Annotated in this window: 27 protein-coding genes; 5 read left to right on the top strand and 22 right to left on the bottom strand. The window is 57.8% G+C overall.

All coding sequences use genetic code 11. The features are described from left to right. Positions 1-138 precede the first annotated feature (138 nt). Positions 139-1,509: a Y-family DNA polymerase gene (locus CORGL_RS03575; RefSeq protein ID WP_013708555.1), complete on the top strand. Its 1,371-nt coding sequence runs from the start codon at positions 139-141 to the stop codon at positions 1,507-1,509. Then, positions 1,502-1,996, top strand: a complete 495-nt coding sequence (locus CORGL_RS03570; protein WP_013708554.1) for a hypothetical protein — start codon at positions 1,502-1,504, stop codon at positions 1,994-1,996. Before CORGL_RS03575 ends, CORGL_RS03570 begins: the two co-directional genes overlap by 8 nt. 71 nt (positions 1,997-2,067) lie before the next feature. Here CORGL_RS03570 and rpmE read toward each other — a convergent pair whose 3' ends face one another. Then, positions 2,068-2,571 carry a 50S ribosomal protein L31 gene (gene rpmE, locus CORGL_RS03565; protein ID WP_013708553.1) on the bottom strand — a complete coding sequence of 168 codons (504 nt, stop codon included), beginning with the start codon at positions 2,569-2,571 and terminating at the stop codon, positions 2,068-2,070. Positions 2,572-3,037: 466 nt separating this feature from the next. Between rpmE and CORGL_RS03560 the strand changes: the two genes are divergently transcribed. Beyond that, entirely contained in the window at positions 3,038-3,325 is a 288-nt protein-coding gene (locus CORGL_RS03560; RefSeq protein ID WP_013708552.1) for an ACT domain-containing protein, read from the top strand. 59 nt (positions 3,326-3,384) lie between these two features. Further along, positions 3,385-4,275 carry a Cof-type HAD-IIB family hydrolase gene (locus CORGL_RS03555; protein WP_083809977.1) on the top strand — a complete coding sequence of 297 codons (891 nt, stop codon included), beginning with the start codon at positions 3,385-3,387 and terminating at the stop codon, positions 4,273-4,275. 16 nt (positions 4,276-4,291) lie between these two features. Here the strand turns inward: CORGL_RS03555 and CORGL_RS03550 are convergent, their stop codons facing one another. The 11 genes from CORGL_RS03550 to CORGL_RS03500 form a co-directional block, all read right to left on the bottom strand. Beyond that, positions 4,292-5,224 (bottom strand): hypothetical protein, encoded by a 933-nt coding sequence (locus CORGL_RS03550; protein WP_041738571.1) that lies wholly within the window; start codon positions 5,222-5,224, stop codon positions 4,292-4,294. Continuing rightward, positions 5,221-5,907 carry an HAD family hydrolase gene (locus CORGL_RS03545; RefSeq protein WP_013708549.1) on the bottom strand — a complete coding sequence of 229 codons (687 nt, stop codon included), beginning with the start codon at positions 5,905-5,907 and terminating at the stop codon, positions 5,221-5,223. The genes CORGL_RS03550 and CORGL_RS03545 overlap by 4 nt, the downstream gene beginning before the upstream one ends. Continuing rightward, positions 5,897-6,547, bottom strand: a complete 651-nt coding sequence (locus CORGL_RS03540; protein ID WP_013708548.1) for a bifunctional 2-keto-4-hydroxyglutarate aldolase/2-keto-3-deoxy-6-phosphogluconate aldolase — start codon at positions 6,545-6,547, stop codon at positions 5,897-5,899. Before CORGL_RS03540 ends, CORGL_RS03545 begins: the two co-directional genes overlap by 11 nt. A gap of 19 nt (positions 6,548-6,566) precedes the next feature. Then, positions 6,567-7,502: a phosphoglycerate dehydrogenase gene (locus CORGL_RS03535; protein ID WP_013708547.1), complete on the bottom strand. Its 936-nt coding sequence runs from the start codon at positions 7,500-7,502 to the stop codon at positions 6,567-6,569. Continuing rightward, positions 7,502-7,933 (bottom strand): PTS sugar transporter subunit IIA, encoded by a 432-nt coding sequence (locus CORGL_RS03530; RefSeq protein WP_013708546.1) that lies wholly within the window; start codon positions 7,931-7,933, stop codon positions 7,502-7,504. The genes CORGL_RS03535 and CORGL_RS03530 overlap by 1 nt, the downstream gene beginning before the upstream one ends. Next, complete coding sequence (locus CORGL_RS03525; RefSeq protein ID WP_013708545.1) at positions 7,930-8,433, bottom strand: PTS sugar transporter subunit IIB; 504 nt, start codon at positions 8,431-8,433, stop codon at positions 7,930-7,932. The genes CORGL_RS03530 and CORGL_RS03525 overlap by 4 nt, the downstream gene beginning before the upstream one ends. A gap of 104 nt (positions 8,434-8,537) precedes the next feature. Next, positions 8,538-9,425 (bottom strand): PTS system mannose/fructose/sorbose family transporter subunit IID, encoded by an 888-nt coding sequence (locus CORGL_RS03520; RefSeq protein WP_013708544.1) that lies wholly within the window; start codon positions 9,423-9,425, stop codon positions 8,538-8,540. A 30-nt stretch (positions 9,426-9,455) separates the two neighbouring features. After that, a complete protein-coding gene (locus CORGL_RS03515) occupies positions 9,456-10,280 on the bottom strand; it encodes a PTS mannose/fructose/sorbose/N-acetylgalactosamine transporter subunit IIC (protein ID WP_013708543.1) in 825 nt (274 codons plus the stop codon). A 206-nt stretch (positions 10,281-10,486) separates the two neighbouring features. Beyond that, entirely contained in the window at positions 10,487-11,329 is an 843-nt protein-coding gene (locus CORGL_RS03510) for a MurR/RpiR family transcriptional regulator (RefSeq protein WP_041739086.1), read from the bottom strand. A gap of 117 nt (positions 11,330-11,446) precedes the next feature. Beyond that, positions 11,447-12,238, bottom strand: coding sequence for a Cof-type HAD-IIB family hydrolase (locus tag CORGL_RS03505; protein WP_013708541.1), 792 nt, complete (start codon positions 12,236-12,238; stop codon positions 11,447-11,449). 65 nt (positions 12,239-12,303) lie between these two features. Further along, on the bottom strand, positions 12,304-12,735 hold the full coding sequence (locus CORGL_RS03500; protein WP_013708540.1) for an FKBP-type peptidyl-prolyl cis-trans isomerase: 432 nt from the start codon (positions 12,733-12,735) through the stop codon (positions 12,304-12,306). A 226-nt stretch (positions 12,736-12,961) separates the two neighbouring features. Between CORGL_RS03500 and CORGL_RS03495 the strand changes: the two genes are divergently transcribed. Beyond that, complete coding sequence (locus CORGL_RS03495) at positions 12,962-13,591, top strand: M48 family metallopeptidase (RefSeq protein WP_245526943.1); 630 nt, start codon at positions 12,962-12,964, stop codon at positions 13,589-13,591. On the opposite strand, the gene folB is transcribed toward CORGL_RS03495, so the two are convergent. The 10 genes from folB to CORGL_RS03445 all read right to left on the bottom strand — a co-directional run bounded on the left by folB (position 13,565) and on the right by CORGL_RS03445 (position 24,995). Further along, positions 13,565-14,053 (bottom strand): dihydroneopterin aldolase, encoded by a 489-nt coding sequence (folB, locus tag CORGL_RS03490; protein WP_013708538.1) that lies wholly within the window; start codon positions 14,051-14,053, stop codon positions 13,565-13,567. The two genes, CORGL_RS03495 and folB, sit on opposite strands and share 27 nt — an antisense overlap. 74 nt (positions 14,054-14,127) lie before the next feature. Further along, on the bottom strand, positions 14,128-14,688 hold the full coding sequence (gene folE, locus CORGL_RS03485; protein WP_013708537.1) for a GTP cyclohydrolase I FolE: 561 nt from the start codon (positions 14,686-14,688) through the stop codon (positions 14,128-14,130). Positions 14,689-14,714: 26 nt separating this feature from the next. Further along, positions 14,715-15,269, bottom strand: coding sequence for an anaerobic ribonucleoside-triphosphate reductase activating protein (gene nrdG, locus CORGL_RS03480; RefSeq protein WP_013708536.1), 555 nt, complete (start codon positions 15,267-15,269; stop codon positions 14,715-14,717). Positions 15,270-15,322: 53 nt separating this feature from the next. After that, on the bottom strand, positions 15,323-17,545 hold the full coding sequence (nrdD, locus tag CORGL_RS03475; protein WP_041738569.1) for an anaerobic ribonucleoside-triphosphate reductase: 2,223 nt from the start codon (positions 17,543-17,545) through the stop codon (positions 15,323-15,325). Between the two features lie 363 nt (positions 17,546-17,908). Next, positions 17,909-19,336, bottom strand: a complete 1,428-nt coding sequence (locus tag CORGL_RS03470; protein ID WP_049777678.1) for an LCP family protein — start codon at positions 19,334-19,336, stop codon at positions 17,909-17,911. 340 nt (positions 19,337-19,676) lie between these two features. Continuing rightward, positions 19,677-20,354, bottom strand: a complete 678-nt coding sequence (locus CORGL_RS03465; RefSeq protein WP_013708533.1) for a transaldolase family protein — start codon at positions 20,352-20,354, stop codon at positions 19,677-19,679. Between the two features lie 171 nt (positions 20,355-20,525). Beyond that, positions 20,526-20,837, bottom strand: a complete 312-nt coding sequence (locus tag CORGL_RS03460; RefSeq protein WP_013708532.1) for a PTS sugar transporter subunit IIB — start codon at positions 20,835-20,837, stop codon at positions 20,526-20,528. Between the two features lie 135 nt (positions 20,838-20,972). After that, positions 20,973-22,394, bottom strand: coding sequence for a PTS ascorbate transporter subunit IIC (locus tag CORGL_RS03455; RefSeq protein ID WP_013708531.1), 1,422 nt, complete (start codon positions 22,392-22,394; stop codon positions 20,973-20,975). Positions 22,395-22,425: 31 nt separating this feature from the next. Then, positions 22,426-22,908 (bottom strand): PTS sugar transporter subunit IIA, encoded by a 483-nt coding sequence (locus CORGL_RS03450; RefSeq protein ID WP_013708530.1) that lies wholly within the window; start codon positions 22,906-22,908, stop codon positions 22,426-22,428. Next, complete coding sequence (locus CORGL_RS03445) at positions 22,905-24,995, bottom strand: BglG family transcription antiterminator (protein WP_013708529.1); 2,091 nt, start codon at positions 24,993-24,995, stop codon at positions 22,905-22,907. Before CORGL_RS03445 ends, CORGL_RS03450 begins: the two co-directional genes overlap by 4 nt. Positions 24,996-25,230 lie beyond the last annotated feature (235 nt).

Here is a 25,230-nt window from a genome sequence, read left to right as displayed (position 1 = left end):
GCGGTCCGACGCATCCGGGCGGCCATCATCGCCTGACGCCCTGCTTTCTCGATGCCTTTCGCATGTTTGACAAAAAGCTCGGCGTCTCCTATGATCGAACATATGTTCTGTTATATGGCGAGTGATCGAGGTGGTCGGATGACAGCACATGAGCCCGACGGACGCGAGGACGCGACGGCGAGCGACCGAGAACCCGAGCATCTGTATCTGTGCATCGATCTCAAATCGTTCTACGCCTCCGTCGAATGCGTCGACCGCGGGTTCGACCCCTTCAAGACCAACCTCGTCGTCGCGGATCCCTCGCGCGGACGCTCCACCATCTGTCTGGCCATCACCCCGGCGATGAAAGCGCTCGGCGTGCGCAACCGCTGCCGTCTGTTCGAGATACCCGCAGATGTCGAGTACCGCACAGCCCGTCCGAACATGCGCCACTACATGGAGGTGTCCGCGCAGATATACGGTATATACCTGGAGTACGTCAGCCCGCAGGACGTCCACGTGTACTCGGTGGATGAGTGCTTCATCGACGTGGCCCCCTACCTCAGGCTGTATCGCACATCGGCGCGCGAGCTGGCTCGCAGGCTCATGGCCGCCGTGAGAGGCCGCACCGGCATCTGCGCCACTGTGGGCATCGGCCCCAACCTCTTTCTGGCAAAGGTCGCACTCGATATCACGGCCAAGCACGTAGCGGACAACATCGGCTGCCTGGACGAGGAGGCGTTTCGCCGCATAATCTGGCCTCATCGCCCCATCACCGATATCTGGGGGATCGGCGGCGGCACCGCGCGGAGGCTCGCCCGATACGGCGTGCGCGACCTCATGGGCGTAGCAGCGCTCGATCCGGGCGTGCTCTACCGCGAGTTCGGCGTCACGGCCGAGTACCTCATCGACCACGCTTTCGGCCGAGAGAGATGCACCATCGCCGACATACGGCGCTACCGGCCGGCGGCCACCTCGATGGTGAACGGACAGGTCCTACCTGAGAACTACACCTGCGACGAGGCCCGCAACGTGCTCCATGAGATGGTCGAGCTCTCGGTGCTCGATCTTGTCGAGCGAGGAGAGGTCGCCGATCACCTATCGCTTCACGTGGGCTATGCGCGTCGCGCTCGGCTGAGCGGAGCCCGCTTCATCGGCGAGCACGGACCGAAGCGCATCGGCGGCCGCCCGGCCGCCGAACACGGTGGGAAATCGCGCAAGATCCCCGTGCGCACGAATTCGCGCCGCAAGCTCCTCGGCTATTTCGATGAGCTGTTCGAGGAGGCGGTCGATCCCGCGCGAGACATCAGACGCATCAGCATCGGCTTCGGCAACCTGCTGCCCGAGGAGCTCGCCGCAAGCGACCTGTTCTGCGATACAGGGGCCGAGGAGCGCGAACGCGATCTGCTGCGCGCCGTCATCGCCGTCAAGCATCGATTCGGCAAGAACTCCCTGCTGACGGGCGCGAACTTCGCAAAGAAGGCGACCGGACGCGAGCGCAACGAGCAGATCGGGGGCCACCATGCCTGACGGGGTGTCGCCGGAGACCGGATGGGGCGCGCTCGACTTCGAATTCGTCGAGTCATCCGCGACGCGGCGAGAGCAACCGGGGGACGGCGGAGCCGCGCCGAGCGATGCCGGATGGAAGCCGCGCAGCCCTCTCGCCGCGCCGAGGAGGTGCGCAAGCGGCAGACCGCGGGCTCCGCGAGCCGCACAGTTCGCACCCTTCGCAGCGCTTCAGGGCTACTACGATCTCATCCGCGACACGGAGCGGATCATCGAGCCCAGACACGAGCTCACCGAGGACGAGGCGGTCGCGCTCTCGCAGACCATCGCGGATCTGCGGCCGGGCGACATGATGCGCGTCACCTATTACGCAGGCGACGCCTATCTGACGCGCACCGGTTGCGCAGGCGGCATCGATCGCGATCGACGCCGTCTGCAGCTGGTGAAGACCGTCATCGATTTCGACGATGTACGCGACATCGAGATCTTGGGCACCGGAGGCATCGTCTAGCGGGCGCATGAAAAAAGCGCCCCGCATCTTCGCTGCGGGGCGCTTCGGGCGCATATCTCGAGAACGGAGCGCTACTCGGTCGCGGCGCTCTCCTGCGCGGCAGGCGCCTCGGAGGACGCGGATGCAGCCTCTTGCGCGGCGGGCTGCTCGGCGTCCGCGCTCGGCGCGTCCTCCTCGGCGGCCTTTGCGGCCTTCGCGGCAGCCTGTGCCGCCTCGGTCTCAGCCTTCTTGGCGGCCTCGGCAGCGAACCTCTCGGCGCGCTTCGCCTTCTCAGCGGCCTTCTTCTCGCGCTCGGCCCTGCGCGCGGCCTCTAGCTCAGCGGCCTTGGCCTCGCGCTCAGCCTTCTTCGCGGCCTCGCGCTCGATCGCGGCCTGGGCGGCGCCGCCGAACTTGTCCGAGAAGCGCTGGACGCGTCCGCCGGTGTCAACGAACTTCTGCTGACCGGTATAGAACGGATGGCACGCGTTGCACAGCTCGACGTGCATCTCGGGGACGGTGGCGCGCGTCTTGAATGTGTTGCCGCAAGAGCATCGCACCGTGCACTCGACATACTCGGGATGAATTCCTGGTTTCATACAAGGGCTCCTTGTGATCGTGCTCTGGTTTCCGACCAGAGCATAAGGCATCTTGGTTTCCGACCAAGATTATACAGCTGTGATATTCTAGCACATGACGCAAGCCGCGACATCGCCCCACACAACGACCACCACGCCTTGATGAGCACCTCGAATTGCAACGTCAGCGCAACGCGTCTCGCACTCAGCGTTGCGCGATCCGCTGAATACCGTAAAACCTCGCCCCTTCGAGTCGATACCGCGACCCTGCGAACAAAGCGGAAGGGAGATGCCGACGAAGAGGAGGAGAAGTGGCCCTGAGACCCCGGCCCCGGCATGAGGGCGATCAGCCCTTGCGAGTCGATGCGCGAGGCGCTTCTGATGAGTTGTGACATCTGAGGTCTGATCGAGCGGCTACAATAGAGGTTCCGCACGCGGCAGAACCGATCAGCATCGACGCGCGCTCCACTCGATCGAAAGAGGAACCATGTCACAGAGCACGGCCCAGCGCATCGTTATCGCGGTCCTCGGCAAGAACCGCCCGGGCATCGTCGCGGGCGTGTCCGGCGTGCTGGGCGAAGCCGATGTCGACATCCGAGACATCACCCAGAGCATCATCGGCGAGATCTTCACGATGACGATGATCGCGGATATAGGCGCATCCCCGTTGGGCTTCACGGAGCTTCAGAGCAAGTTGTCCGCGCTCTCCGGCGAGATCGGCGTCGAGATCAGCGTCCAGCGCGAGGATGTCTTTACGCTCATGCACCGTCTGTAGGAGGGGCACAGCGCATGATGCGCGCTGTTTGCCCGACGCGAAACGAAGGAAGCCTGGCTATGATCGTTTTCTCTGATCTGGATGGAACGCTTCTCACTGCGGAAAAAACCATCACCGAGCGCACGTTCTCTGCCCTCGATGCTCTCGCGCGCGCCGGCCACAGATTCGTGCCCTGCACGGGACGCGCGGCAACGCGGATAGACACCCGGCTCATCGAGCACCCCGCGGCGAGCCATATCATATCGGCGAACGGCGCGAGCATCTATGATACGGTCGAAAGGCGGCTTCTGCGCCGAATATGCCTCGGGCGCGATCGCGCGCTCGCGCTGCTCGAACTCAGAGCGGACCGGGACGTGACGTTCGATATCTTCGCCGATGGAGCGTGCTACACCGAGCGCAGAAACTACGAGCGCCTCGATGTCTTCATCAGCGATCCCTACACCCTGCAATCCATGCGCGAGTCGCGCACGCCCTTCGACGGAGAGGTGCCCGCCTTCATCGATTCACTCGATCAGATCGAACGAATCGCGATGTACTGGCACGACGCGAACGACCGCGATTACCTGCTGCCGAACATCCTCAGTGACCCGAGCGTCTCCTGCGTGCGCTCCTACCCGACCAACATCGAGGTCTCAGACGCCGGCGCCACCAAGGGCGCTGCGCTTCTCTGGCTGTGCGGCCATCTGGGAATCCCGGTGGCGGACTCCGTCGCCTTCGGTGACAACATCAATGACATCTCGATGGTGCGCGCGGCGGGCATCGGTTTCGCGATGGGCAACGCCGAGCAGGAGGTGAGCGCGGCGGCTGATGAGATCTGCCTCTCGAACGAGGAGGACGGCGTCGCTCGCGCGATCCAAGCGCTGATAGCCGGCCGCCGATCCGACGAGAGCGAGCATCAGAGCTCGGTCATTTCTAGCGATGGCGTTTCCGAAATGCTATCCCACACGTAGAAGAACCCCTCGCTCTCTATCTCTCCATAGCTAGCAATGATTCTAAAAGCGATACTCTTGATAGAATTCGATCCGTATCAATTTCTCCTTTTTCATCGATATGAATATGGATACGATTTGAGTCGTCTTCAGATCCAGCGGTGATCAGATACTCACCCTTGCTGAGCTCCTCTTCACTAGATGATGACCGAACGATTGCCGGCCAGCGATAGGGAGTTGACAGTCTCGAAAAGCAGATTACACTCCCGACGGCCCCGACGGCATCAAGGTAGACACGTCTTGGGTGCCTGTCACCCAGTCGATCAGAAAGCATCTTTACTCCCAATTCACAACGGCATCCTTCATCGATCAGAGCGAACGCCACATGAGACAAGCTGTTAGTCCGTCTCAACACATTTGCGAGTTGAAAAATCACCATGAGACTCGAAGAATTACGAATGACGTTGCCCCGTCGTGCGATACCCTCCCTCAGTCGAATCACCGCTGCACAGGTGAGGAATAGCACTATGACAAAGACAAGACCCCAGATGCTGAAGACACCCGATTGCCGAAGCGGAGGAATGAGAGTTGACCAGAGAATCTCAGCAGCGCCAAGGACCAGCAGCATAGAAACCACCGAACTCGCTACGAGATCACGAAATCTGAAACCGGATGTGAACGCCTCGGCGCGTCGGCGCGAGAACGACTTGATCGGCGTATCATAGTATGTCGTAACAAGCCATGTGCACCGGTCTAAATCCCCTGCGTACAGATTGCGATAGACTTTTTTCGCAACCCACGTCCCACCCATTTGCACCTTGTGGATATCGACTGGCATATCGCAAAGCTCGAACTCTCTTCGCGCCATCATCAGGAACCTTCTTTTTTGGGCAAAAGAAAAGCGTGTACCGAATATGTAACCGTATCGTAAAATGAAATCCTGCACACGTTCGCGATCTGCCGCATTCACTGACGTTCCCCCCTCTTGTAATTCTTCGGCTCGCCGAGCATAGTCATCACCACAGACAGGTCACGGGCGGCGCGGACCGATGGACGTCTCTCCAGCTGCTGTGAGATGCTTGAATCCGGCACAAGAATCACGTCGACACCTGCGGCAGCTGCCGAACGGTATCCGGTCAGAGAGTCTTCAAAGGCGATACAGGACCGGTAATCCGATTCAAATAGCGATACGATTCTGTGATATGGTTCCGGATCAGGTTTTCGTCGAGAAACATCTTCAGCGCTCACCATGTGGTCGAAATAATGCATCAGCCCCAAAGCTGTGAGCATAATCATGGCTCGCTTGCGCTGGGAAGATGTGACGACGCCGGATCTGCACCCCACTTCGGAAATCTTCTGCAACGCCTCGGGGGCGTATGGCTTGGGCATCAGCCGGCCCTTCCGAAGCGTTTCCAGTATGTATTCCTCTCTGATCGCATAAGCCCGATCGTAGATAGAAGTATCTTGAAAGAAATCGTCGAAGGCGGCACGCGTGTGATCTATACTCTTTCCCGCCCAGCTATTCAGAACCGAATCGGGCAGAAATAACCCGAGCCGTTGCAACGCGATCTCCCATCCGCGCTTGTAGATGCACTCGGTGTCCAGCAACAACCCATCCAGATCGAATATGAAAACCGTTTTCTTAGATAGCATTTTTAAATTCGCAAACGCATTTGACCAGTTTAGAGGCTTCTTCGGTCACCGCTTCATAATTTCCCGTCGATGCACCCTTGGTGAGGCTTCCACCGGTGCCGACCGCTATCGCGCCCGCCCCGAGCCATGTTGTGATATTGGATGCGTTGACACCTCCCGTAGGCATAAACTCAGCCTGCGGAAGGGGCCCGTGAAACGCCCTGATGGCATCTGGACCGAATATGTCACCGGGAAAGAGCTTGATTACATAAGCACCGTATTCCAGAGCCTCATGCATATCTCGCACAGTAGCTGCTCCGGGAATACACGGTATATCGTAGCTGTTGCACAACTTTAAAATCTCGATGTCCAAATGTGGGCAGACCACGAACTTGGCTCCCGCCGAGATTGCAAGCCGCGCGGACACGACATCGAGACACGTCCCGGCGCCAATCACTGTTTTTTCGTCTTGTGCATATCTCTGAACGAGATCACATATGACATGCTCGGCTCTGGGCACGGTAAATGTGATCTCCATCAGATGAATGCCCCCGCGGTGCACGGCATCGACCGTTCTATCGACCAGCTTCTCATGTTCACCTCGAATCACAGCTACAATCTTTTCCGTTTTGAGTCTGTCGAAGATCTCGAATCTACTCATGATCTATCCTTTGCTCGAATCAGTTGGATAATGACAGCGCTCTGATGATGTTGCGTGATGCCATCTCGCTCATCGCAGCGGTAGCGCCCTGTGAAGATGCAGCGGTATGAGAACCGGCAATAACATTTGGAAGCGTCAAGAGCCTCGAATCGCAGGGCGGTTCGTGCTCGAACACATCGACACCCAAACCATAGATCCGTCTTGTCGCAAGCAGATCAAACATCGAAGCCTCATCAAGCAAGGCCCCGCGTGCCGTATTGACAACGACCAAGTTTGGCTTCGCAGCTTTCAAGCTATTTTTGTTGAGCAGATGACGAGTTGTCTCAGTGAGCGGTAGATGCAAGGTGATGAAGTCGCATTCCCGTACGATCGTCTCCACATCGGTGAATATGATATTGTTTCTTTTGATGAATTGCTCATCTTTGACGATATCATACGCAAAGACACTCATATCGAAGCCCTGCGCGCGCTTTGCCACACCTTTCCCGATCGCGCCGAGTCCCAGAACTCCGATTCGCTTCCCGTAAACATCGAGAGCTTCCTTCTTCGCCCAATCGCCGTGGTGGCATCCCGAGTCGATTTCCGTCAAACGACGGGCCACTGCGAGCAGAAGCGTCATCGTGAAATCTGCGACGGCATCGGCGTTGGCCCCAATAGTGCGCGAGACGCTCACGCCGCGCGACAGAGCGCACTCCATATCTATGTTATCGACTCCCACACCGTATTTTGCGATCGCCCGAAGTTTCGGAGCAGCCTCAAGAACGTCTCGCGTCACTGGATCGACTCCCACTATCAATCCATCGGCGTCGTGAATCTGTCGGATCATGTCATCTTCTGTAAGGATGCGACCGTATGGATTCAAAACGGGGGCGATGCCATGTTCACTCAAAAGCTCAAAGATCTGATCACGGTTGTTCTTGGCGAATGAACGGGGAGTTATAAGGACTTTCTTCATCAGTAATCATCCTCATCTTCCTCGTCGGTTACCTCGACTGGACATCCGATACCCTGTCGGCCGCATGAAATGGCGACATCGGTCAACTCATCCAGCAGACTCCCCCGCCTCAGAACCATGATCTCAACGATCATTCCCAAATTCATGCCTGCAACGAGACGGCTCCTGATTCCCTGCCTCTCAAGGTCTCGAGCGACTCTTTGCGTCATATTGAACGGAGAGGCCCCAAATAGATCCGCGAGCACGATGACTCCATCACCCTCATCGAGGGAACGTATCTTTTCGTCGATGCGCATGCTGAATTCGTTGTAATCCTCACCAGGTTCAAGTGAGACATAATCGATACCATCTTCTTCGCCCAATACCATCTGGACGGTATCAAGCATGCCTTCCGCCATCTTTCCATGGCTGATCAGCAGCACGCCAATCATAGTGTCTTCTCCATGATCCGGCCTGCTTCCGCAAGCGATAGTTTTGGAAGCGAAGGGGTTGATTGAAAATAAATCTCTATACCGAAAGATCGCTCAAGATGCCTCAGAAGCTGATACTCTTCGTTGTCTATTGCGACTGCCTTGATAATCTCCGTTGTTTCTGGACGGCGCGGAACACCTCCCAAGTTGACAGATTTAATGGGTACGCCGCCTTCGATGAGATAAGCCATCTTTTCGATAGACTTCGTCAGCAAGATGACCTTGTAGTCATCATAGCGACGGTCGCACCAGTATCGTATCGCACCCTCTTCTTTGAGCACCCGGCATTTCAACCCTGTGCGAGAACCCGCACCCAAGATTACGTTTTTCATGAAATCGTCGTGAGCCGACGCATCGTCGACGACAAAAATAGCAGTTGCTCCAGCAGATTTTGAAAGATTGGTCATTACTTGTCCGTGAATCAATCGCGCGTCAACGCGCGCGAGAACGATCTCTCCCATGCTCTCCTCCTTTAAATATAACTAAACCTGCAGGTCGCTGCGTCCAGCACGAACGAAAGGTCAGCATCGAGACGCAGCGACGACGCAGTACTTTCTTGCAGTCGCTATAAAATACCCACAGCGGCCAGCACACCGAGAACAAGCGTCAGACCGAGAAGTGCCTTTGTGACGTTCATGCCCTTCTTGACAAAATACAAGTAGACGCCGCCAACAGTGAGAAGAGGTAAAAGGCCGGGCATGATCGTATTCAAGATATCTTGGATGACAAATTCCTTGCCTGAAAGCGTGAAGGATAACGACGATGCGACCGTGACGTAATTTGCCGCGAGAATACCCATCATGAACAAACCGAGGATAGACAGAGCTTCGATGATAACCTGCATCTGCGTGCCGACAATCTCGGTTGCCGCACTTTTACCAAGCTTGAATCCGAGATTCGCAAAGTACCATCCAATCACAAGCTGGTACAACGAAAACCCGATAAATGGGAATAGAGCACCGATGGGATTTCCAGCCTGCGCCCATGGCAGAGCGATTGCAATGAAAATGTACTGTATCGTTCCCGAATCGATTGAATCGCCAATCCCTGAGAGCGCGCCCATGAGACCGGCCTTGGAATTGTAAATCAGATCATCATCAATTGTAATGTCAACTCCAGCAGCCATTTCCTTGGCGCGAGCAACCTCCAAGGAAGCGGAGATACCGGTCAGCGTCCCGCCACCCCATGAAATCTGCGTATTGAAGAAAAGGAGATGACGCTGGTAGGCTGCGGCCAAGTCAGTCTTGCTCTTGTACAGTTTGCGCAATATCGGCATGAGCGCCCAAGTAAGGGCAGGAGCGATGTATCGATCGAAGCAGTGGGGGATCTCATCTGCGAAATAGAAACGCAGCCATGCTATTGCTACATCCCGTTTTGTTATCTCCTCGGGCTGATTGGTCGCACAATTTATTTCCGTGACAGCATCCGAAGTATTTTCTATCGATTCAGCCATGATGTTCGACCCTTCTATATTCGAGTGAATCTAATAGTCATCATCGTCGTCATCGGCGATGGAGGAAGCGCTAGAAGTCGCTTTGACCATGGAGAGGGTCTCCGTTTTTACCAGTACGTATATGAATGCTATGATGCCGCCGACGATAGCGTAAGTGATCATGGTCACATTGAGACTTTTCAGGATCACGGCGCAAAAATATGCAAGCAGGAAAAACGCGATATAGTTTTTCTTTCCGATCACATATACGGTTACAGCGATTCCGATAGCGGCTAAGCCACCACCGATCGTTGTCAGAACATGAAAGATGACGGTACCCGAAGCAGATCCGACGATATCTGCGATGACCGGTGCGCCGAAGTAGAGTGCAACGAACATGAACGGCACGTAGATGATAAATGCGATAATGATCGGCAAACCGATGATGGTGAAACTCAACATCTTGCTATTTGATTCAGCTGCATATTTGTCCGAAAGTCGACTCAGCACAAGTGTGTTGATGAAGAAACGAAGCTGATAGAGATAGGAGCCGAGCAGTCCGACGGGCACAGCGATTGCAATCGCAGCCTCTGCGGACATATTACTCAACAGCGCAACTGGCACCGCAACGCCTGCCGCAATAGCCGGTTCCGACGGCATTTGACCTCCAGGAGAAAAAACTCCCATATAGATCAACTGGATAGATGCAGTGACAATCATTGCTTCAGCAATTCTTCCGAAGACGACACCGACTACAAGACCCGTCATCATCGGTGTGAATCGCAACGTCGTCGTAGCGCCACCAAGCAAAGCGCGTGACATGACCGCTGCGATCCATATCGCGATTATCAGGGCCTGAACGACCGTTACCTCCATGGCTTGCTTCCTTTCCCGCATGTTGTCGACGGATGCACCCATCTGCATTCCATCTGATCCGTTTGATCATTCTAAAACTATTTCTTATTTTTAAATATCAATATTGAGAATAAGTTTTAGTTATAGACAAGCGGCATGAAAAACGCGGCGAGCGGCTGAGCGGCTCGTCGCGTTTGCAGCTTCCTGCTTGTACGGGAGCAGTTACGCTATTTAGCGCGTGTTTCCTCTACAACTTTGCGAATATTCGAAAAGTATTCGGGCTCATTGTCGACTTTTATCGCATAGAGCGCAAAGAGCGTGTCAACCAAAAGAATCTGGGAAACCGAAGATGCCAGCGCCTCTGGTCTCAACTTGGTTTCTCTTGAAATCGAGGGGATAACAACTTGACTCATCTTCGCCAACGGGGAAAAGACGTTGCCGGTGATCGTGACGATGGGCGCATCCCGCTCATGAATTATTTTAGCGACTCTTAGCATATCCTTGTTTCGCCCGGTATGAGAAATGATCAGGGCGCAATCATCTTTAGTCAATCTTGCCGCAGTCTGCAGTTGCAGATGATAGTCTTGCTGGAAGATAAAGGTGAGTGACGTCCGCATGAAGCGATGATAGGCGCTCGCTGCGATCGGAAACGAGCCGCCTAGACCATACAGGCCGCATATATCGGCATTCTTTAGAATTTCAACAGCGGCATCGAGGCCTTTTTCATTCAGAGCAGCATAGGTCAGCGAAAGCGAGGAGATGCCGTTGCCGATGATCGATTGCGCGATTCCCATCGTAGAATTTGCTTCAATATCGGAAAAGAAAAACGCAGAGGTAGTATCGGGCGGAGCGGCTAGATCGATCCTCATCTCGCGATAGCCCTTATATCCGAGCTTGCGAACAAACCGGGAAACAGCGGATTTCGACACACCGATTTTATCGGCCACATCGGAGATCGACAGATAGCAAGCCTCTTCTCCGTGGCGGGAAAGGTAATCGGCGATCGTCGTCTCCGTTTTGTTCATACCTTCGTAGCGACTTTGAATTCGGCTCATGAACTTGCTGTCCATCTGCATCTCCTCTCCTTCTCTAGATTCGAAATGCACATCGATGAGAAGTCTGCAGCCCATTATGGAGAGCGCCTCATCGTCAAGCCATCACGCGCTATGTACCGCTCGCGAGTGAACCTAGATCGATTCAAGCACGTTGCGCATCTCGGCTTGAACCGACTGCTCGTAATTGAAACCGATGACGCGATCGGCGACCGCGCGCAGCGCCGGACGACCGTTCGCCATGGCGAGACCGGTCCCGACGAAGCGAATGATCTCGTAGTCGTTCATCGAGTCACCGAAGGCCATGACCTCCTCGCGCTCGATGCCATAGAACTCCATCAGCTGACGGATACCGGAAGCCTTCGTGATCCCGCGTTGCATCGAGTCGATCCACGAACTGCCCGATGGCGCGAAGACGAACTCATCACCGAGTTCGCGCGAGAGCACGTAGGCGTTATCCATCACGTTGCCGTCATCGCAGAAGATCGATGCCTTGATGATGTTGATATGCGCTCCGGGAAGCTCCCAGATGCGCTCGGCATTCGGCAGATCTTTGTCGACCTCGCGAACGAACTTGTGCTCATCATCCAGCAAAAACGACTTCGTGCTATCGAAAAGCGCAAGATGCATATTCGCGAACATCGATACCGTTTTGGCGAGGCGCTTGATGCCCAGATGCGAGTAGACCTCTCGGTCGACGAGGTCGCCCTCGGCAAAAACCTGCGCGCCGTTGGCGGCGACGTAATCCATCTGATCCTTGACCGGCGCGAAGAACTCACAGAGACGATCATAGCGGCGGCCCGATGACGCGACGAAATGCACCCCCTTCTCGCGAAGGGCTACGATGAGATCGAACGTCTCAGGGGGCACGTGACCGTCACGGTCGAGCAGCGTTCCGTCCATATCCGATGCGATGAGTTTGATCATATGCGACTCCTTCAACCTCGAGATCCTTCATCCTTGTCGGCGAAATCCAATGACGACGGCGGGCGCTATTTCTCCTCGATCTCAACGAGTTCGATGTCAAAGTTGAGGTCGCATCCCGCAAGCTGATGGTTGGCGTCGAGCGTGACGAACGCATCATCTATGGCTGTGACGGTGGCGGGGACCGGTCTTCCTTCCGGACTGGAGAGATAGAGCTGGTCTCCGACGCTCAAGTCCTCGCGATTCGGCACCTGGTCTGCAGGAAAGCGCATGATGAGATCTTCGCGCCTCTCGCCGTATGCCTCCGCGGCCGGAATGTGCACTGATTTCTTCTCCCCTTGGGCCATGCCTGCCACCGCTTGATCGAAACCGGCTATCATCTGATGCGCGCCGCAGGTGAACGCGATCGGTTCGCCGCGATCATATGAGCTGTCGAACTTTGTCCCATCGTCAAGCGTGCCGCAGTAATGAGCACGAACCTTCTTGCCCTCGTTTGACATCAGTCCTCGATTCTGTCGCTTTGGTCCGCTCGGATGCGCAGACGTGTCCGCATCACTATAGTTGATGGAGGCGCACAGGCAAAAGCCGCGCGTCGCCCTGTTGTGAGGCAACACGAGTGGAGCACAAAACACGATGTCGTCCGAGATAAGTATAGACGATCATACATACACCCTCTACGCCGCCTCTGATACCCGGCGCGTCCCGGTGCATGTGACGAGAAAACGCGTGAAGAATCTGAATCTCAGAATCCGCTCCGATGCGACGGCGGTCATGAGCATCCCGGTTGCAGCAAGTCGCGATGCGGCCCAGCGCTTCATCGATCGGCGCGTTATATGGATTCTCAAGCACGTCGACAGACTCGAGCGCATCAGCGCGGCTCGCCGATGCGCGCATGCCGACGGCGCCGGTGAGCTGATAGCGCTGTGGGGGGAGCCGGTCAAGGCGAAAGAGGTTCTCCGAGCCGCGTCCGTCGGGCCGCGCCGCACGCGGCTCGACGCGCTCTATCACGACGAACTGGTCCGTGCGCTGCCCTTGGTCGCAGCGCGCATCGAGACCGTTGTGGGCGTGCGGGCGCGCACCTGGCGCGTCCGAGATATGACCTCGCGCTGGGGCTCGTGCACCCCGGCAACCGGTGCCATCCGCATAAGCTCGGCTCTCGCGGCGTTTCCGCCCGCGTGCCTTGATTGCGTCGTGACCCACGAGCTCATCCATCTCATCGAGCCGAGCCACAAAGCGCGCTTTCACAAGCTGCTCGACCGCCACTTCCCGCGAAATCGAATCGTGCGCAGCTGGCTCAAGCGCTCGCCGATGGAGATCGCGCGAGCGCGCTCAGCGGGTGCGCTCGATCTCGACTGAAACGCCAGCCAGCGGCAGACCGATCGGCGCCCAGGGCTTGTCTATGGCAAGCCGTACGCCCAGCAGAGCCGGATACGCCCGCAGCAGCTCAGTGGCCAGACCCTCTGCGGCGGCCTCGATGAGCTTGCAGGTCCTTGCGCGCAAAAACATATCGATCGTGTGGCAGACCGCACCGTAGTCGACGGTATCGGCAAGATCATCTGTGCAGCCCGCGCGACGAAGGCTCACATAGAGTGTCGCCGAGACGATGAACTTCTGTCCGAGCTCGTTTTCCGCGGGGTTCACCCCGTGCTTCGCAAATACCTCGAGACCATCGATGCGAATCCTGTCCGCGCCGGCGAGCTGCTCAGCCGCCGTGGGCACGATGGCCGCCCGGCTCTCCGACAGCCCGGGTCTCCTTCGACGCGCGAGGCCGCGTGCCTCCCCCGCCGACGTGCTCTCTGGCAGATTCCTTTTTGTCATGTGAACGATCTCCTCACATCGCTTCCTCAGATCGCCGGCAGACGCCGACACGTGCAAGCCTCGAGCCAGCAGGATCAGGGTCGTCCGAGCATTCGGAAGAAGCGCTGCTCTATCTCGGGGTCTTGCTCGATGATGCCGCGCACGGCGAGCGTCGTGGTCCATGTACCCGGTTTTGCGACACCGCGCATCGCCATGCACAGGTGCTCCGCCTCGATCATGACAATGACACCCTGCGGTGCCAGCTGCTCCATGAGCGCATCGGCGATCTGGGCGGTCATGCGCTCCTGCAGCTGCAGACGGCGCGCGAACACCTCGACGAGCCGAGCGAGCTTGGAGAGCCCCACCACGCGGCCACACGGCACGTAGCCGATGTGCACGTGGCCGAAAAAGGGCAGCAGATGGTGCTCGCACAGGGAGTGGAACATGATGTCTCGCTCGATCACCAAATCGTTGCCGGAAACCGAAAACGTCCGCGCGAGATGCTTCGACGCGTCGTCGAGCTTTCCTGCGCACAGCTCGGCGTACATGCGCGCCACGCGTGCCGGCGTCTCTATGAGGCCCGCACGACCGGGGTCCTCTCCGATGCCTTCGAGCAGCAGCTCCACCGCCTGCTCGATCTTCTTCTGGTCGATCATGGTCTCCTCTCGCGGCCGCCGCGCGGCTACATCGTGTGACTGGCGTACAGCCGATCATCTTCCCACAGCACGACGCGACCCTGATCGCGCGTGCGGATCATGTCGATGATCCGCTGGTTGGACGAGCCGCGGAAACGCAGCGTGATATCGTGCAGCTCGCGTTCGTATGGACCATCCACCAGAACATCCAGGCACGCCAGCACGCGATCGGTGACATCGGTGCGGTGCGGACCGCCTTCTTGCAGCTCCTCGAGGGTGTCGCCCGTGTAGCACCAGATCGTCTCGGGGCCACCGATCGGGAAGCGCGCGCGAACCGACTCGAGAAACCCGACGAGACCGCTCTGGTTCTCCGGCTCCATCGGCTCGCCGCCGAGCACCGTCAGCCCCGCGACGAAGGGCTGATCCAGGCTCTCGAGAATCTGCTCGGCCGTCTCGCCGGTAAACGGCTCGCCCGCCGTGAAGCTCCATGTCTCGGGGTTGAAGCACTCCGGACAGCCCCGGCGGCAGCCGGAGACGAACAGTGAGGTCCTGACCCCCTCTCCGTTGGCGATGTCGCAGTACTTGATGGCGGCGAAGTTCATAGACGGCTCACGCTCTCATGTCCTCGGGTGGATGTCTCTGCGATCCGGCCGGATCACAGATGCAGGACCCGGTCGCGAATCTCCTCGGTGCGTCCCTGGTTCCAGAACTGCGTGCCGATATAGCCGCAGGTGCGCCGGGCGACGTTCAGCTTCTCCTGATCGCGGTTGCCGCAGCGCGGGCACTCCCACACGAGCTTGCCGTCGTCCTCGACGATTTTGATCTCGCCGTCGAAGCCGCACTCCTGGCAGTAATCGCTTTTCGTGTTCAGCTCGGCGTACATGATGTTGTCGTAGATATAGCGCATCACGCTCACGACCGCCTTGAGGTTGTCCTGCATATCGGGCACCTCGATGTAGGAGATCGCACCACCCGGCGAGAGCGCCTGGAACTCGCTTTCGAACTTCAGCTTGTCGAACGCATCGATCTCCTCGCTCACGTGCACGTGATAGCTGTTCGTGATGTAGCCCTTGTCCGTCACGCCGGGGATGATGCCGAAGCGGCGCTGGAGGGCTTTCGCGAACGTGTACGTCGTCGACTCGAGCGGCGTTCCGTACAGCGAGTAGTCGATGTCCTCAGCGAGCTTCCACGCGGAGCACTTGTCGTTCATGTGCTGCATGACGCGCATGGCGAACGGCGTGCCGGCCTTCTCGGTATGACTGTGGCCCGTCATGTACTTCACGCACTCGTAGAGGCCGGCGTAGCCCAAGCTGATCGTGGAGTAGCCGCCGAAGAGCAGTCGATCGATGGTCTCGCCCTTGGACAGGCGCGCCAGCGCGCCGTACTGCCACAGGATCGGCGCGGCATCCGAGGGCGTGCCGAGCAGCCGCTCATGGCGCAGACGCAGCGCCCGGTGGCACAGCTCGAGCCGCTCGTCGAAGATCCGCCAGAACTCGTCCTCATCTTTGCCCGAGGACAGGGCGACGTCAGGCAGGTTGATGGTCACGACACCCTGGTTGAAGCGCCCGTAGTACTTCGGAGCGCCGGGCACATGGTTGCGCGCGCGCGCCACGTTGCCGTAGCCGTCGCCGGAGCGATCCGGCGTGAGGAAGCTGCGACAGCCCATGCAGGTGTAGCAGTCTCCCTCGCCAGGCTGCTCGCCGGCCGACAGCTTGAGCTCGCGCATCTTCTTCTCGGAGATGTAGTCGGGCACCATGCGCTTGGCGGTGCACTTGGCAGCCATCTGCGTGAGATAGAAGAAGGGCGCGCCCTCCTCGACGTTATCCTCTTCAAGCACATAGATGAGCTTGGGAAACGCCGGTGTGATCCATACGCCGGCCTCGTTTTTCACACCCTCGTAGCGCTGCCGGAGCGTCTCCTCGATGATCATGGCCAGATCGCGCTTCTCGTCTGCGGAGCGCGCCTCGTTGAGGTACATGAACACGGTCACGAACGGCGCTTGTCCGTTGGTGGTCATGAGGGTGACGACCTGGTACTGGATGGTCTGAACGCCGCGACGGATCTCGTCGCGCAGCCGATCCTCGACCACCTTCGAGATATCGTCCTCGTCTGCATGCGCACCGAGCTCGGCGAGCTCGCGCTCGACCTCGCGGCGGATCTTGCGTCGTGAAACTTCCACGAAGGGGGCCAGATGCGTCAGCGAGATGGACTGCCCGCCGTACTGGTTCGAAGCGACCTGCGCGATGATCTGCGTGGCGATGTTGCACGCCGTCGAGAAACCGTGCGGCTTCTCGATGAGCGTGCCGGAGATGACGGTGCCGTTCTGCAGCATATCATCGAGGTTGACGAGATCGCAGTTGTGCATATGCTGCGCGAAGTAGTCCGAATCATGGAAATGGATGATACCCTCATTGTGCGCTTTCACGATGTCGCGCGGCAGCAGGACGCGCGCGGTGAGATCCTTGGAGACCTCACCGGCCATGTAGTCGCGCTGCACAGAGTTGACCGTGGGATTCTTATTCGAGTTCTCCTGCTTGACCTCTTCGTTGTTGTGCTCGATGAGCGACAGGATCTTGTCATCGGTCGTGTTCTTCTGGCGCTTCAGGCCCTGCAGGTAGCGGTAGATGATGTACCTGCGCGCGACCTCGAAGCGATCGAGCGCCATGATCTCATCCTCGACGAGATCTTGGATCTCCTCGACTGAAACGGTGTGCCCGGCGCGCTCGCAGGCTTCCGCGACGTTTTGCGACGCATAGATCACCTGGCGCTCGGTGAGGCGGTCGGCCTCCTTCACTTCCTTGTTGGCACCTCGGATGGCGCTCGATATCTTATCGACATCGAACGCGACCTCTACCCCGCTTCGCTTGATGATCTTCATGCGGTCCCCATTCATGTGTTGTACGGTCTCATATGGGGCACGGTTATCGGGCGCGCCCCGCCGGACTTTATAATACCCTAGCGAGGTAACTATATAGAGTAAAACTAAAATTCAAAAACACAATATATTGTGATATTTCCCTCATAAGCACTAGGGGAAAACCTCAGGTGAGATGCGCCGCCGCGGTCGCGAAGCGGCCTCGAGCGATGAGGATTCGCTGCCGCAAGCAGGCAACGTCATGGGCGACGGACATGCGCCCGTGCGACGGGCGGCCGCTCCATGCATGGTGCGGCCGCCCGCTGCCGTCGAGCACATGACCCCAGCGCAAACACGGACGCACGTGCAGAGCCGAGAGCCGAGAGCCTATTTCACGCTCGGCGTTCCACCGCTGCTGTTGAGAAGCGACAGCTCGGTGGGCGAAGGCTGCTCGGTGGCGTTTTTCGCGGCACCATAGGGTGTCGAGGTATCATCGCCGGCCAAGATATCCTTCACCGTCTCCTGGATCTTTTTCACGTCGACGATGTTCACGTCCTTGCCGTCCTGTTTGCCGAAGCTCTCAACCGGCAACGTGTAGAACCGCATGTCCGCTCCACCGATCTTCTTCACCATGGAGTAAAGACTCAATAGAGAGAGATTCTTGTCGAACACCATGCTCGTCTGGGCGATCTTGACCAAAGGATCGACCTTGCCGACATCGCCCAAGCCCATCGATTTCAACTTGTTCAGCACGGCGATGATGAAGACCTGCTGGCGGCGCGTGCGATCCAGATCGGTGAAGTTGATGTCGTGGACGTTGTCGCGACGCTGCCGCACGAAGGCGATGGCATCTTTGGCAGATAGCTCATGGGTGCCCGCGGTCAGCTTGATGCCCGCATAGGTCACATCCTCGGTGTCGTTGTTGACCGTGACGGTGATGGGCTCCATAACCTTGGCGACCTCGTAGAACGCACCCATCGTCACCTCGATGAAGTGGTTGATGCGCACACCGAGAAACGCGTCGACCGCAGCGATCTCGGCCTTGCGTCCGGCATCGCGGGCGGCCTGGTAGGCATCGTCGTCGGACTTGCCCTCCTTCGCGTTCTGGTTCTGCTTCTCAGCGAACGCCAGTCCGTAGGCCTCCTTTATCTTGGATTTGCTCTGCCCGTAGGGTTTGCCGGGCAGATCGACGTAGTCGTCACGTGGGATCGAAATCGCGGTGATGCCTGAACCGTCCTTGGGGATATGTACATAGATCAAGACATTCGAATTGAGGCCGCCATCGTTCTCGCCGCCGGCGTGCAGGGCCTGGTAGGTCTCCTCGGACAGCGGCTGCCCGTTGACGTCGACGCGCGAATCGAGCCCCATGATGAGCATGTCGATGTCCTCGCTTTGCGGCCCATCGTAGATCGGGAGCGCATCCGAGCGCTTGAGCCCGCCATCAGCACTGACAATATAATATGCTCCATAGGCGACCCCGGCGAGCGCCATGAGAAAAACCATGGCCACACCGATGATGATGCGACGACGAGCGCGGTGGGGCCGGACCGGATTCGCCGGACGGCGCGCGCGCGACCCGTTCCCGGCCAGATACGGGTTGTGCGGGTTATAGCGACTGTAGGCCTGATACGAGCTGTCCGGCATCGCACCTCTCGTCGTCCGCGACGCCGGAACGATACCGGCGCGCGAATCGAGCGCCCGTCTCCGCGCGGGCTGCGCGTGAGATCCCCGCGAGGGCTGGCGATCGTGGCCGCCGCGCCGGCGATCCTGGGTGTTCCTACCATTCTGTCTGCGCAACGCTGCCTCCCTAGCCATCGGATGACAAGTCCAGGTTCACTCGACATCTGCTCATTCAAGACCGCCAGCCAGCTCGCGCGACCGATATGTTCGCATCGAGATGATCCGGCTGAAACGCCATCTTGTCGCGACGCGGCGGCCTGTCCTCACGAAAGCCTACCTTTTTCTTCTCTCTGACGGTGAAGTTCCATGAAATGGATAGCTTGCGCAAAAATGACCTCGGTGTCGCAGGAGACCCGATGGGCATCGGCGCACGAAGGAGGCCAGCGAGAACCGCTCCCTGCGACAGGGCCCCGCTCGGCGCGGGAAGGCGCCGGGCGGGACCCTGCAAGACGAACCGTGCGCCACCTGGGGTGCGCTACGCGCCCTTGACCTTCTCCCAATCCGCCTCGAAGCGTTCCAAGCCCTGCTGGGTCAGTGGATGCGCGAGACATTTCTTGAGCGCCCCGAAGGGGACCGTCGCGATATCGGCACCAAGAAGCGCCGCTTGCGTCACATGATTGGGAGTGCGCACCGAGGCGGTGATAATCTCGACCTCATGGTCGACGTTCTTGTCCCAGCTGTAGTTCTCGATGCACTGGATGACCGTCGACAGCTCATCGATGCCATCTTCGCCGATGTCGTCGAAGCGGCCGACGAACGGCGAGATATAGCGCGCGCCGGCATTGGCCGCCAGCAGCGCCTGAGGTGCGGAGAATACGAGGGTCATGTTGATGCGGACGCCCTCTTCGGACAGTCTTCTCGTCGCCGCGAGCGATTCTGCGCAGATCGGCAGCTTCACGACGATGTTGGGAGCGAGCGAAGAGAGATGGCGACCCTCGACGATCATATCCTCCGCACTTTTGGCTGTGGACTCAGCCGAGACGGGAAGGCCATCGCAGAGGTGGGCGATCTTGACCATATGATCCTCGAAGTCGGCGAGCTTGCCGCCAACCTTCATGTACAGACTCGGATTGGTGGTCACCCCTGCCAGCACACCCCAGCCCTTCGCCTCTTTGATTTCGTCGAGATCGGCCGTGTCGATGAAGAACTTCATAGCCAGCTCCTTTTTCGCGCATCTTCTGTCCAAGAGCCGTTCGGAGATTTCCTGCCGCTGCGGTTCCCGTACACCTGTTGAAAGTGTAGCTCAACCGAGAGGCTGACATCGCACGGATCATGAGCGGTCAGATGTTGCTCGTTCGTTCAATCCGCTCCCCTTTGACGAGTATCAGGCATCGGTCGCCTTGTGCTGCAATCCGAACACTTGAGCAAGCTTGTTTTCAAGTTCGTCTCTGTCAACGATGTTCGTGAGGATGATGCGCTGCTCCTCGGGGATCTCTTCGGGAATGAATGAGGCGAGGTCGCGCCCGACAACAAAGAGATCAGCAGCCCCGAGACGAATATCGCCCGTTACGGAATGAAAAACCTGAACATCACAGATGCCCAGCTTACCAAGGACCTCTTTGATGTTCATCTCGACCAGCAGACTCGACCCGAGCCCCGAGCCGCACGCGCACATGATCCGAGTGATGGATTCCATACGATGACCTTCCTTTCCTCCTCGCTTCCGACGAAGCGAGACAACAGGGATGACTAGATGGGGAGTCAGGTGGAGCTCAGCGAAAATGCCTCGCAGCTCCAAGACGTCCGACATACGCCTGGAATGGACCTCGAACTATTTGTTTTCCGCGCCGGGCGAGCGGCCCGGTGCCAGATAGTTGTAGGCGATCGGAGCGAGGAAGCACAAAACGCAGATGACGAGCAGAGGGGCTCCGACAAGAACTTGGGCGAGATTGCCGAACAGGATACCCAGCCAGGAAAAGTCCGCATCGGAGAAGGTCACGCTCGCAAATCCGAGGGCCGTGAAGACCGGCATGCAGATCGCTGGTAAAAATGTGATAAGAAGCCCATGGAAGAACGCCCCGGCGATGCAGCCTTTGATACCCCCCTCAGCGTTGCCAAAGACCCCAGCCGTGGAGCCGCAGAAGAAATGCGGAACGACTCCAGGTAGGATTAGTGCAACAGGCATAAGCGTCGCATCGATGAGCCCCAAGATGAGCAGTCCGATGATACCGGCGACGAACGAGACCAGAAATCCAATGAGCACGGCATTGGGCGCGAAGGGATAGGCGACCGGGCAATCGATCGCGGGTACGGCACCGGGAACAAGCTTCTCGGCTATTCCCTTGAACGCGGGAACGATCTCACCGACGATCAGGCGAACTCCGGATAGGATGATATACACGCCGCCAGCAAACGACATGCCACTCGTAAGCGCCCAGACGATCCAATTCGTCTTCGTTTCGGTTCCGACGTTCAGCAGCTCGTTCAGATAGCTGAATTGCTTGGGATCCGCGCTCAGAAGACCTCGTGCGACAGCGACGCCGGTGACCACGAGGAAAAAGATCATCATCGTGATAGAGATCGCGACCGTCGTGTCGCGCAGAAACACAAGTCGTTTGGGAAATTTGATCTCTTCCGTAGACCGGCTGCCCTTGAATGGTTTGCCGACGATGCCAGCCAGCGCATAACCGATGCCGCCAAAATGGCCGAGCGCGATGCTGTCCGTACCAGTGACCTTTCGAAATGTTGGCTGGCAATACGCCGGTGAAAGAACCATGATGAGTGCAAGTATGCATCCGCCGGCGATGTAGAGTTGCCATCCCGACAGACCTCCGACAGATAGCACGACGGCGAGCATACAGGCCATGTACAGCGTGTGGTGGCCAGTCAAGAAGATATAGTGCATGCGTGAGAATCGAGCGAGTACGATATTCAAGATCATTCCAAGGCACATCACGATTGCCGTATCCGTTCCGAACGAATTGAGCGCGAGCGAGACCACCGCCTCGTTGTTCGGAACGACACCTTGCATGCTGAATGCAAAGTTGAACACTTCACCGAATGCGAGCAGCGAACCGGACTGCAGAAAAGAGGCACCCGCAGTCAGAACGAGAAAACCTATGATCGTCTTGATCGTGCCCATCGCGATATCCTCGATCGGCTTTCTTTGGAGCACCAAGCCGAGCAGCGCGAGCAGACCCACTAGAATCGCCGGGGTCGACAAGATGTTGACAATGAACTCAAGCAGCGGCATGTTCTCTATCCCTTCTCAAGTTGGTTTCAGGTCACAATTGATGTTCAGCAGTGCTTGGCGTACCGATGAACAGCCCGAACGCCTCGTCCTCAGTCGAAGCCATCGCAATCTGCTCGAGCTTTATCGGATCGCTCAAAAGCACGGCGAGTCGTCTCATGACCTCGATATGGGAATCAGCATCCTTCGCAGCAAGCGCTACGAGCAGGCGGACATCCGGCCCCTCAGGTTTGAATCGCACCGGCTTGCGAAGAATCGTAATCGCAAGCTGCTGAGCGATGACTCCCTGCTCGGGCCGAGCATGGAGCAAGGCGAGATCGGGGCAGAGCACGTAATACGGCCCGAATTCATATGTGTTCGCAATTATGCCGTCAACATAGCGCTCCTCGACAAACCCTCCACTCACCAAGGGCTCGACAGCTAGCCGAATCGCCTCTTGCCATGTAAGAACAACCTCGGATATTCTCACGTTCTCTCGACGTATCAACTGGGACAGCGTCTTCGTCGTCCTTGTCATATATTCACCTCCCTTCGTCGCATCACGTTCTCTTGTTCGAACGACGTTATGTAAGAGAGGATCTGATCAGCAGATCTCGCGGATTCGAGCAGATCGGTAAAAGACGGTCTGCGAAGCAGGCATGCAAGACTCATGAGCGCCTTGGTATGAGAGGTCGCGTCGACGGTGGCGAGCATGAACACATAGCGGACCGGATCGTTGTCCGTGCTGCCAAAGGCGACTGGTCGCGCGAGCCGCACACACGACATCGAGGTGCGTCTCACCCCGGTCCTATCTCTCGCATGGGGAAGAGCGACGCCTTTCCAGATCACGATATAGGGTCCGAGTCGTTTGACGCTCTCGATGACCGCTTCAACGTAGGCGCTTGAAATATGACCTGTTGCGACGAGCGGTCCGCCAGCCGCGTCTACTGCCTCCTCCCAACTCGAAACCTGAGCATCAAGGAACACGTGCCCTCCTCCCAGCAGCTCGCTGAGTTCATGCCCGCCAAGGTCTGGCTCATGGGCCTGATCTGAGGAATGAACCGGAAAGCTCAAAGGCCGTGCACTCGATATCGTCGAAACCGGATCCGACGAAGATTTCGAGATCGCCTTCGCGCTTCCCTTGAAACCGAGCTGGTTCAAAACGTTCGAGATGCACGCGATGTCCTCGCCTCTCAGCAGCGGTCGCACTTCAATGCAGGGCATATCAATCTGGAGCGGCACCGTTGATATGACCAGATCGATTCCTGCTTCGTCGCAAAGATCACCGACCTGATGAAACGGAATGCTCGCAATGATGTTTATCTCGAAGCATCGCGCGAGTTCGGCGGCGAGCAGCTCGGCTGTGCCGATCCCGGTCGAGCACACGACCACAACATTCGCGTGACGCACCTCCCCTCCCTCGGCGGCGACGATGGCCGCTTCGAAGTGCAGCAGAACGTATGCGATTTCGTCAGACGTCATCTGGACCACCTGCGAGAGGCCGGACCGCTCAAGCGCGGCGGCAACGAGTCGCGCGTGGTCCGCATAGCTGCCCAACAACTCATCGCGGAGGGGATTTTCCAGGAGCAGACCGACTCGATTGCGATATGCGCTGCTTGAGATATGCTGCAACAGCCGATGATAGAGCCGGGCATCATGGGTGAGATCGACACCAACCTCAGCGGCGACCTCGGTAATTGCCGAGATGCACTTGAATTCGAGGTTCAAGTCCGACTTGCTGTGCGCTGAGGCGACCTTGCCTGAGCGCGCGCCCATGTGCACCCCGATGTAGTACCGTTCCGCCTGGGGCAAGCTCGTGCCGAGCACATCTTCGATCCTGGATACTATGAAATCGGCCATCTTGAACTCAGTAGAGACATCGTTATCTTGAACGGGGCCGAAAGCTGTGTAGAAGGCTTCTATATCGCACTTGCAGCGCTTAACCGAAAGCGCGATATGAACGACCATCGCCTCATAGGATGTATCATCGAGTACGATATCGAACTTTTGCTCAGCTTCGCGCACGATTGTCTCGATCGACTCCAACTCATCTCGTGAGAACCATCGGAGGTAGTCGGCAAGGGCAAATCCGGTGCGAGAACCGGCGATGCTTGCGCAGTCGCGTATGACACGAGCGATCAGGCGACGGCGGCACGGCTCGTCAGCATGTATGCTCAACCCGCGGCCGCGTGAGCGCACGAGATCGACGTCGTGCGCGTCGCAGTAGGCGCGCACGCGATCAAGATCGCGCATGGCGGTCGCCCGGCTTATGCCATACTCCTCGACGATATCGCCGATGCTCACATAGTCATCGGACCAGCACAGCGCCGAGATGATCGCCAAAGTTCGTTCGCGCGCGGTGAGCGGGCTTGCGATGATATCTCTGCCCGCGGTGGAATCAAGTGACAATATGTCCAGATGCGGAGCATCGTTTTTGAGCCTGGCGGTCTTGCTACGGACCTCGATCGCGTCGGAACCATTCAGGTTGTACAGCAAGTTGTTGAGCTTGTCGATATCATATCGAATGGTGCGTGGCGTCACACCGAAACTGTCTGCAACATGGGCCACATCGAACTCTCCCTGGTTCGCAAGCAATTTGAGCTCATATCGTTGCCGTTGACTCATATGCCCGTCCCTTCTGTTTGCCTCATCGTATGCAGTGCGAAATTCCTAAACAAGAATCATCGTTTTCCAATCGGAGAGGAAGACGATGAGCAGACTTGCATGTTGGTGCAAACCCCATCAAACAGCCCTGCACGTGAATCCGATCGGACCAACGTACGCGCACATCGCGTCGGCTTGGTTCGATAGGCGTATAATCCAACTATCGCGACGCGACCCGCACCGGCGCTGCGTCGGA

Origin of the sequence: Coriobacterium glomerans PW2, assembly GCF_000195315.1 — a bacterium.
GTDB classification, from domain to species: Bacteria; Actinomycetota; Coriobacteriia; order Coriobacteriales; family Coriobacteriaceae; genus Coriobacterium; species Coriobacterium glomerans.
The sequence above is the reverse complement of the archived record's forward strand: the minus strand, read 5'-3'. Positions and strand labels throughout refer to the sequence as shown.

Bases quoted from the DNA above. Each gene is read 5' to 3' on its own strand.
- CORGL_RS03575 (WP_013708555.1), top strand. From the start codon at position 139: ATGACAGCACATGAGCCCGACGGACGCGAGGACGCGACGGCGAGCGAC.
- CORGL_RS03570 (WP_013708554.1), top strand. From the start codon at position 1,502: ATGCCTGACGGGGTGTCGCCGGAGACCGGATGGGGCGCGCTCGACTTC.
- rpmE (WP_013708553.1), bottom strand. From the start codon at position 2,571: ATGAAACCAGGAATTCATCCCGAGTATGTCGAGTGCACGGTGCGATGC.
- CORGL_RS03560 (WP_013708552.1), top strand. From the start codon at position 3,038: ATGTCACAGAGCACGGCCCAGCGCATCGTTATCGCGGTCCTCGGCAAG.
- CORGL_RS03555 (WP_083809977.1), top strand. From the start codon at position 3,385: ATGATCGTTTTCTCTGATCTGGATGGAACGCTTCTCACTGCGGAAAAA.
- CORGL_RS03545 (WP_013708549.1), bottom strand. From the start codon at position 5,907: ATGCTATCTAAGAAAACGGTTTTCATATTCGATCTGGATGGGTTGTTG.
- CORGL_RS03540 (WP_013708548.1), bottom strand. From the start codon at position 6,547: ATGAGTAGATTCGAGATCTTCGACAGACTCAAAACGGAAAAGATTGTA.
- CORGL_RS03535 (WP_013708547.1), bottom strand. From the start codon at position 7,502: ATGAAGAAAGTCCTTATAACTCCCCGTTCATTCGCCAAGAACAACCGT.
- CORGL_RS03530 (WP_013708546.1), bottom strand. From the start codon at position 7,933: ATGATTGGCGTGCTGCTGATCAGCCATGGAAAGATGGCGGAAGGCATG.
- CORGL_RS03525 (WP_013708545.1), bottom strand. From the start codon at position 8,433: ATGGGAGAGATCGTTCTCGCGCGCGTTGACGCGCGATTGATTCACGGA.
- CORGL_RS03520 (WP_013708544.1), bottom strand. From the start codon at position 9,425: ATGGCTGAATCGATAGAAAATACTTCGGATGCTGTCACGGAAATAAAT.
- CORGL_RS03515 (WP_013708543.1), bottom strand. From the start codon at position 10,280: ATGGAGGTAACGGTCGTTCAGGCCCTGATAATCGCGATATGGATCGCA.
- CORGL_RS03510 (WP_041739086.1), bottom strand. From the start codon at position 11,329: ATGGACAGCAAGTTCATGAGCCGAATTCAAAGTCGCTACGAAGGTATG.
- CORGL_RS03505 (WP_013708541.1), bottom strand. From the start codon at position 12,238: ATGATCAAACTCATCGCATCGGATATGGACGGAACGCTGCTCGACCGT.
- CORGL_RS03500 (WP_013708540.1), bottom strand. From the start codon at position 12,735: ATGTCAAACGAGGGCAAGAAGGTTCGTGCTCATTACTGCGGCACGCTT.
- folB (WP_013708538.1), bottom strand. From the start codon at position 14,053: ATGACAAAAAGGAATCTGCCAGAGAGCACGTCGGCGGGGGAGGCACGC.
- folE (WP_013708537.1), bottom strand. From the start codon at position 14,688: ATGATCGACCAGAAGAAGATCGAGCAGGCGGTGGAGCTGCTGCTCGAA.
- nrdG (WP_013708536.1), bottom strand. From the start codon at position 15,269: ATGAACTTCGCCGCCATCAAGTACTGCGACATCGCCAACGGAGAGGGG.
- nrdD (WP_041738569.1), bottom strand. From the start codon at position 17,545: ATGAAGATCATCAAGCGAAGCGGGGTAGAGGTCGCGTTCGATGTCGAT.
- CORGL_RS03470 (WP_049777678.1), bottom strand. From the start codon at position 19,336: ATGGCTAGGGAGGCAGCGTTGCGCAGACAGAATGGTAGGAACACCCAG.
- CORGL_RS03465 (WP_013708533.1), bottom strand. From the start codon at position 20,354: ATGAAGTTCTTCATCGACACGGCCGATCTCGACGAAATCAAAGAGGCG.
- CORGL_RS03460 (WP_013708532.1), bottom strand. From the start codon at position 20,837: ATGGAATCCATCACTCGGATCATGTGCGCGTGCGGCTCGGGGCTCGGG.
- CORGL_RS03455 (WP_013708531.1), bottom strand. From the start codon at position 22,394: ATGCCGCTGCTTGAGTTCATTGTCAACATCTTGTCGACCCCGGCGATT.
- CORGL_RS03450 (WP_013708530.1), bottom strand. From the start codon at position 22,908: ATGACAAGGACGACGAAGACGCTGTCCCAGTTGATACGTCGAGAGAAC.
- CORGL_RS03445 (WP_013708529.1), bottom strand. From the start codon at position 24,995: ATGAGTCAACGGCAACGATATGAGCTCAAATTGCTTGCGAACCAGGGA.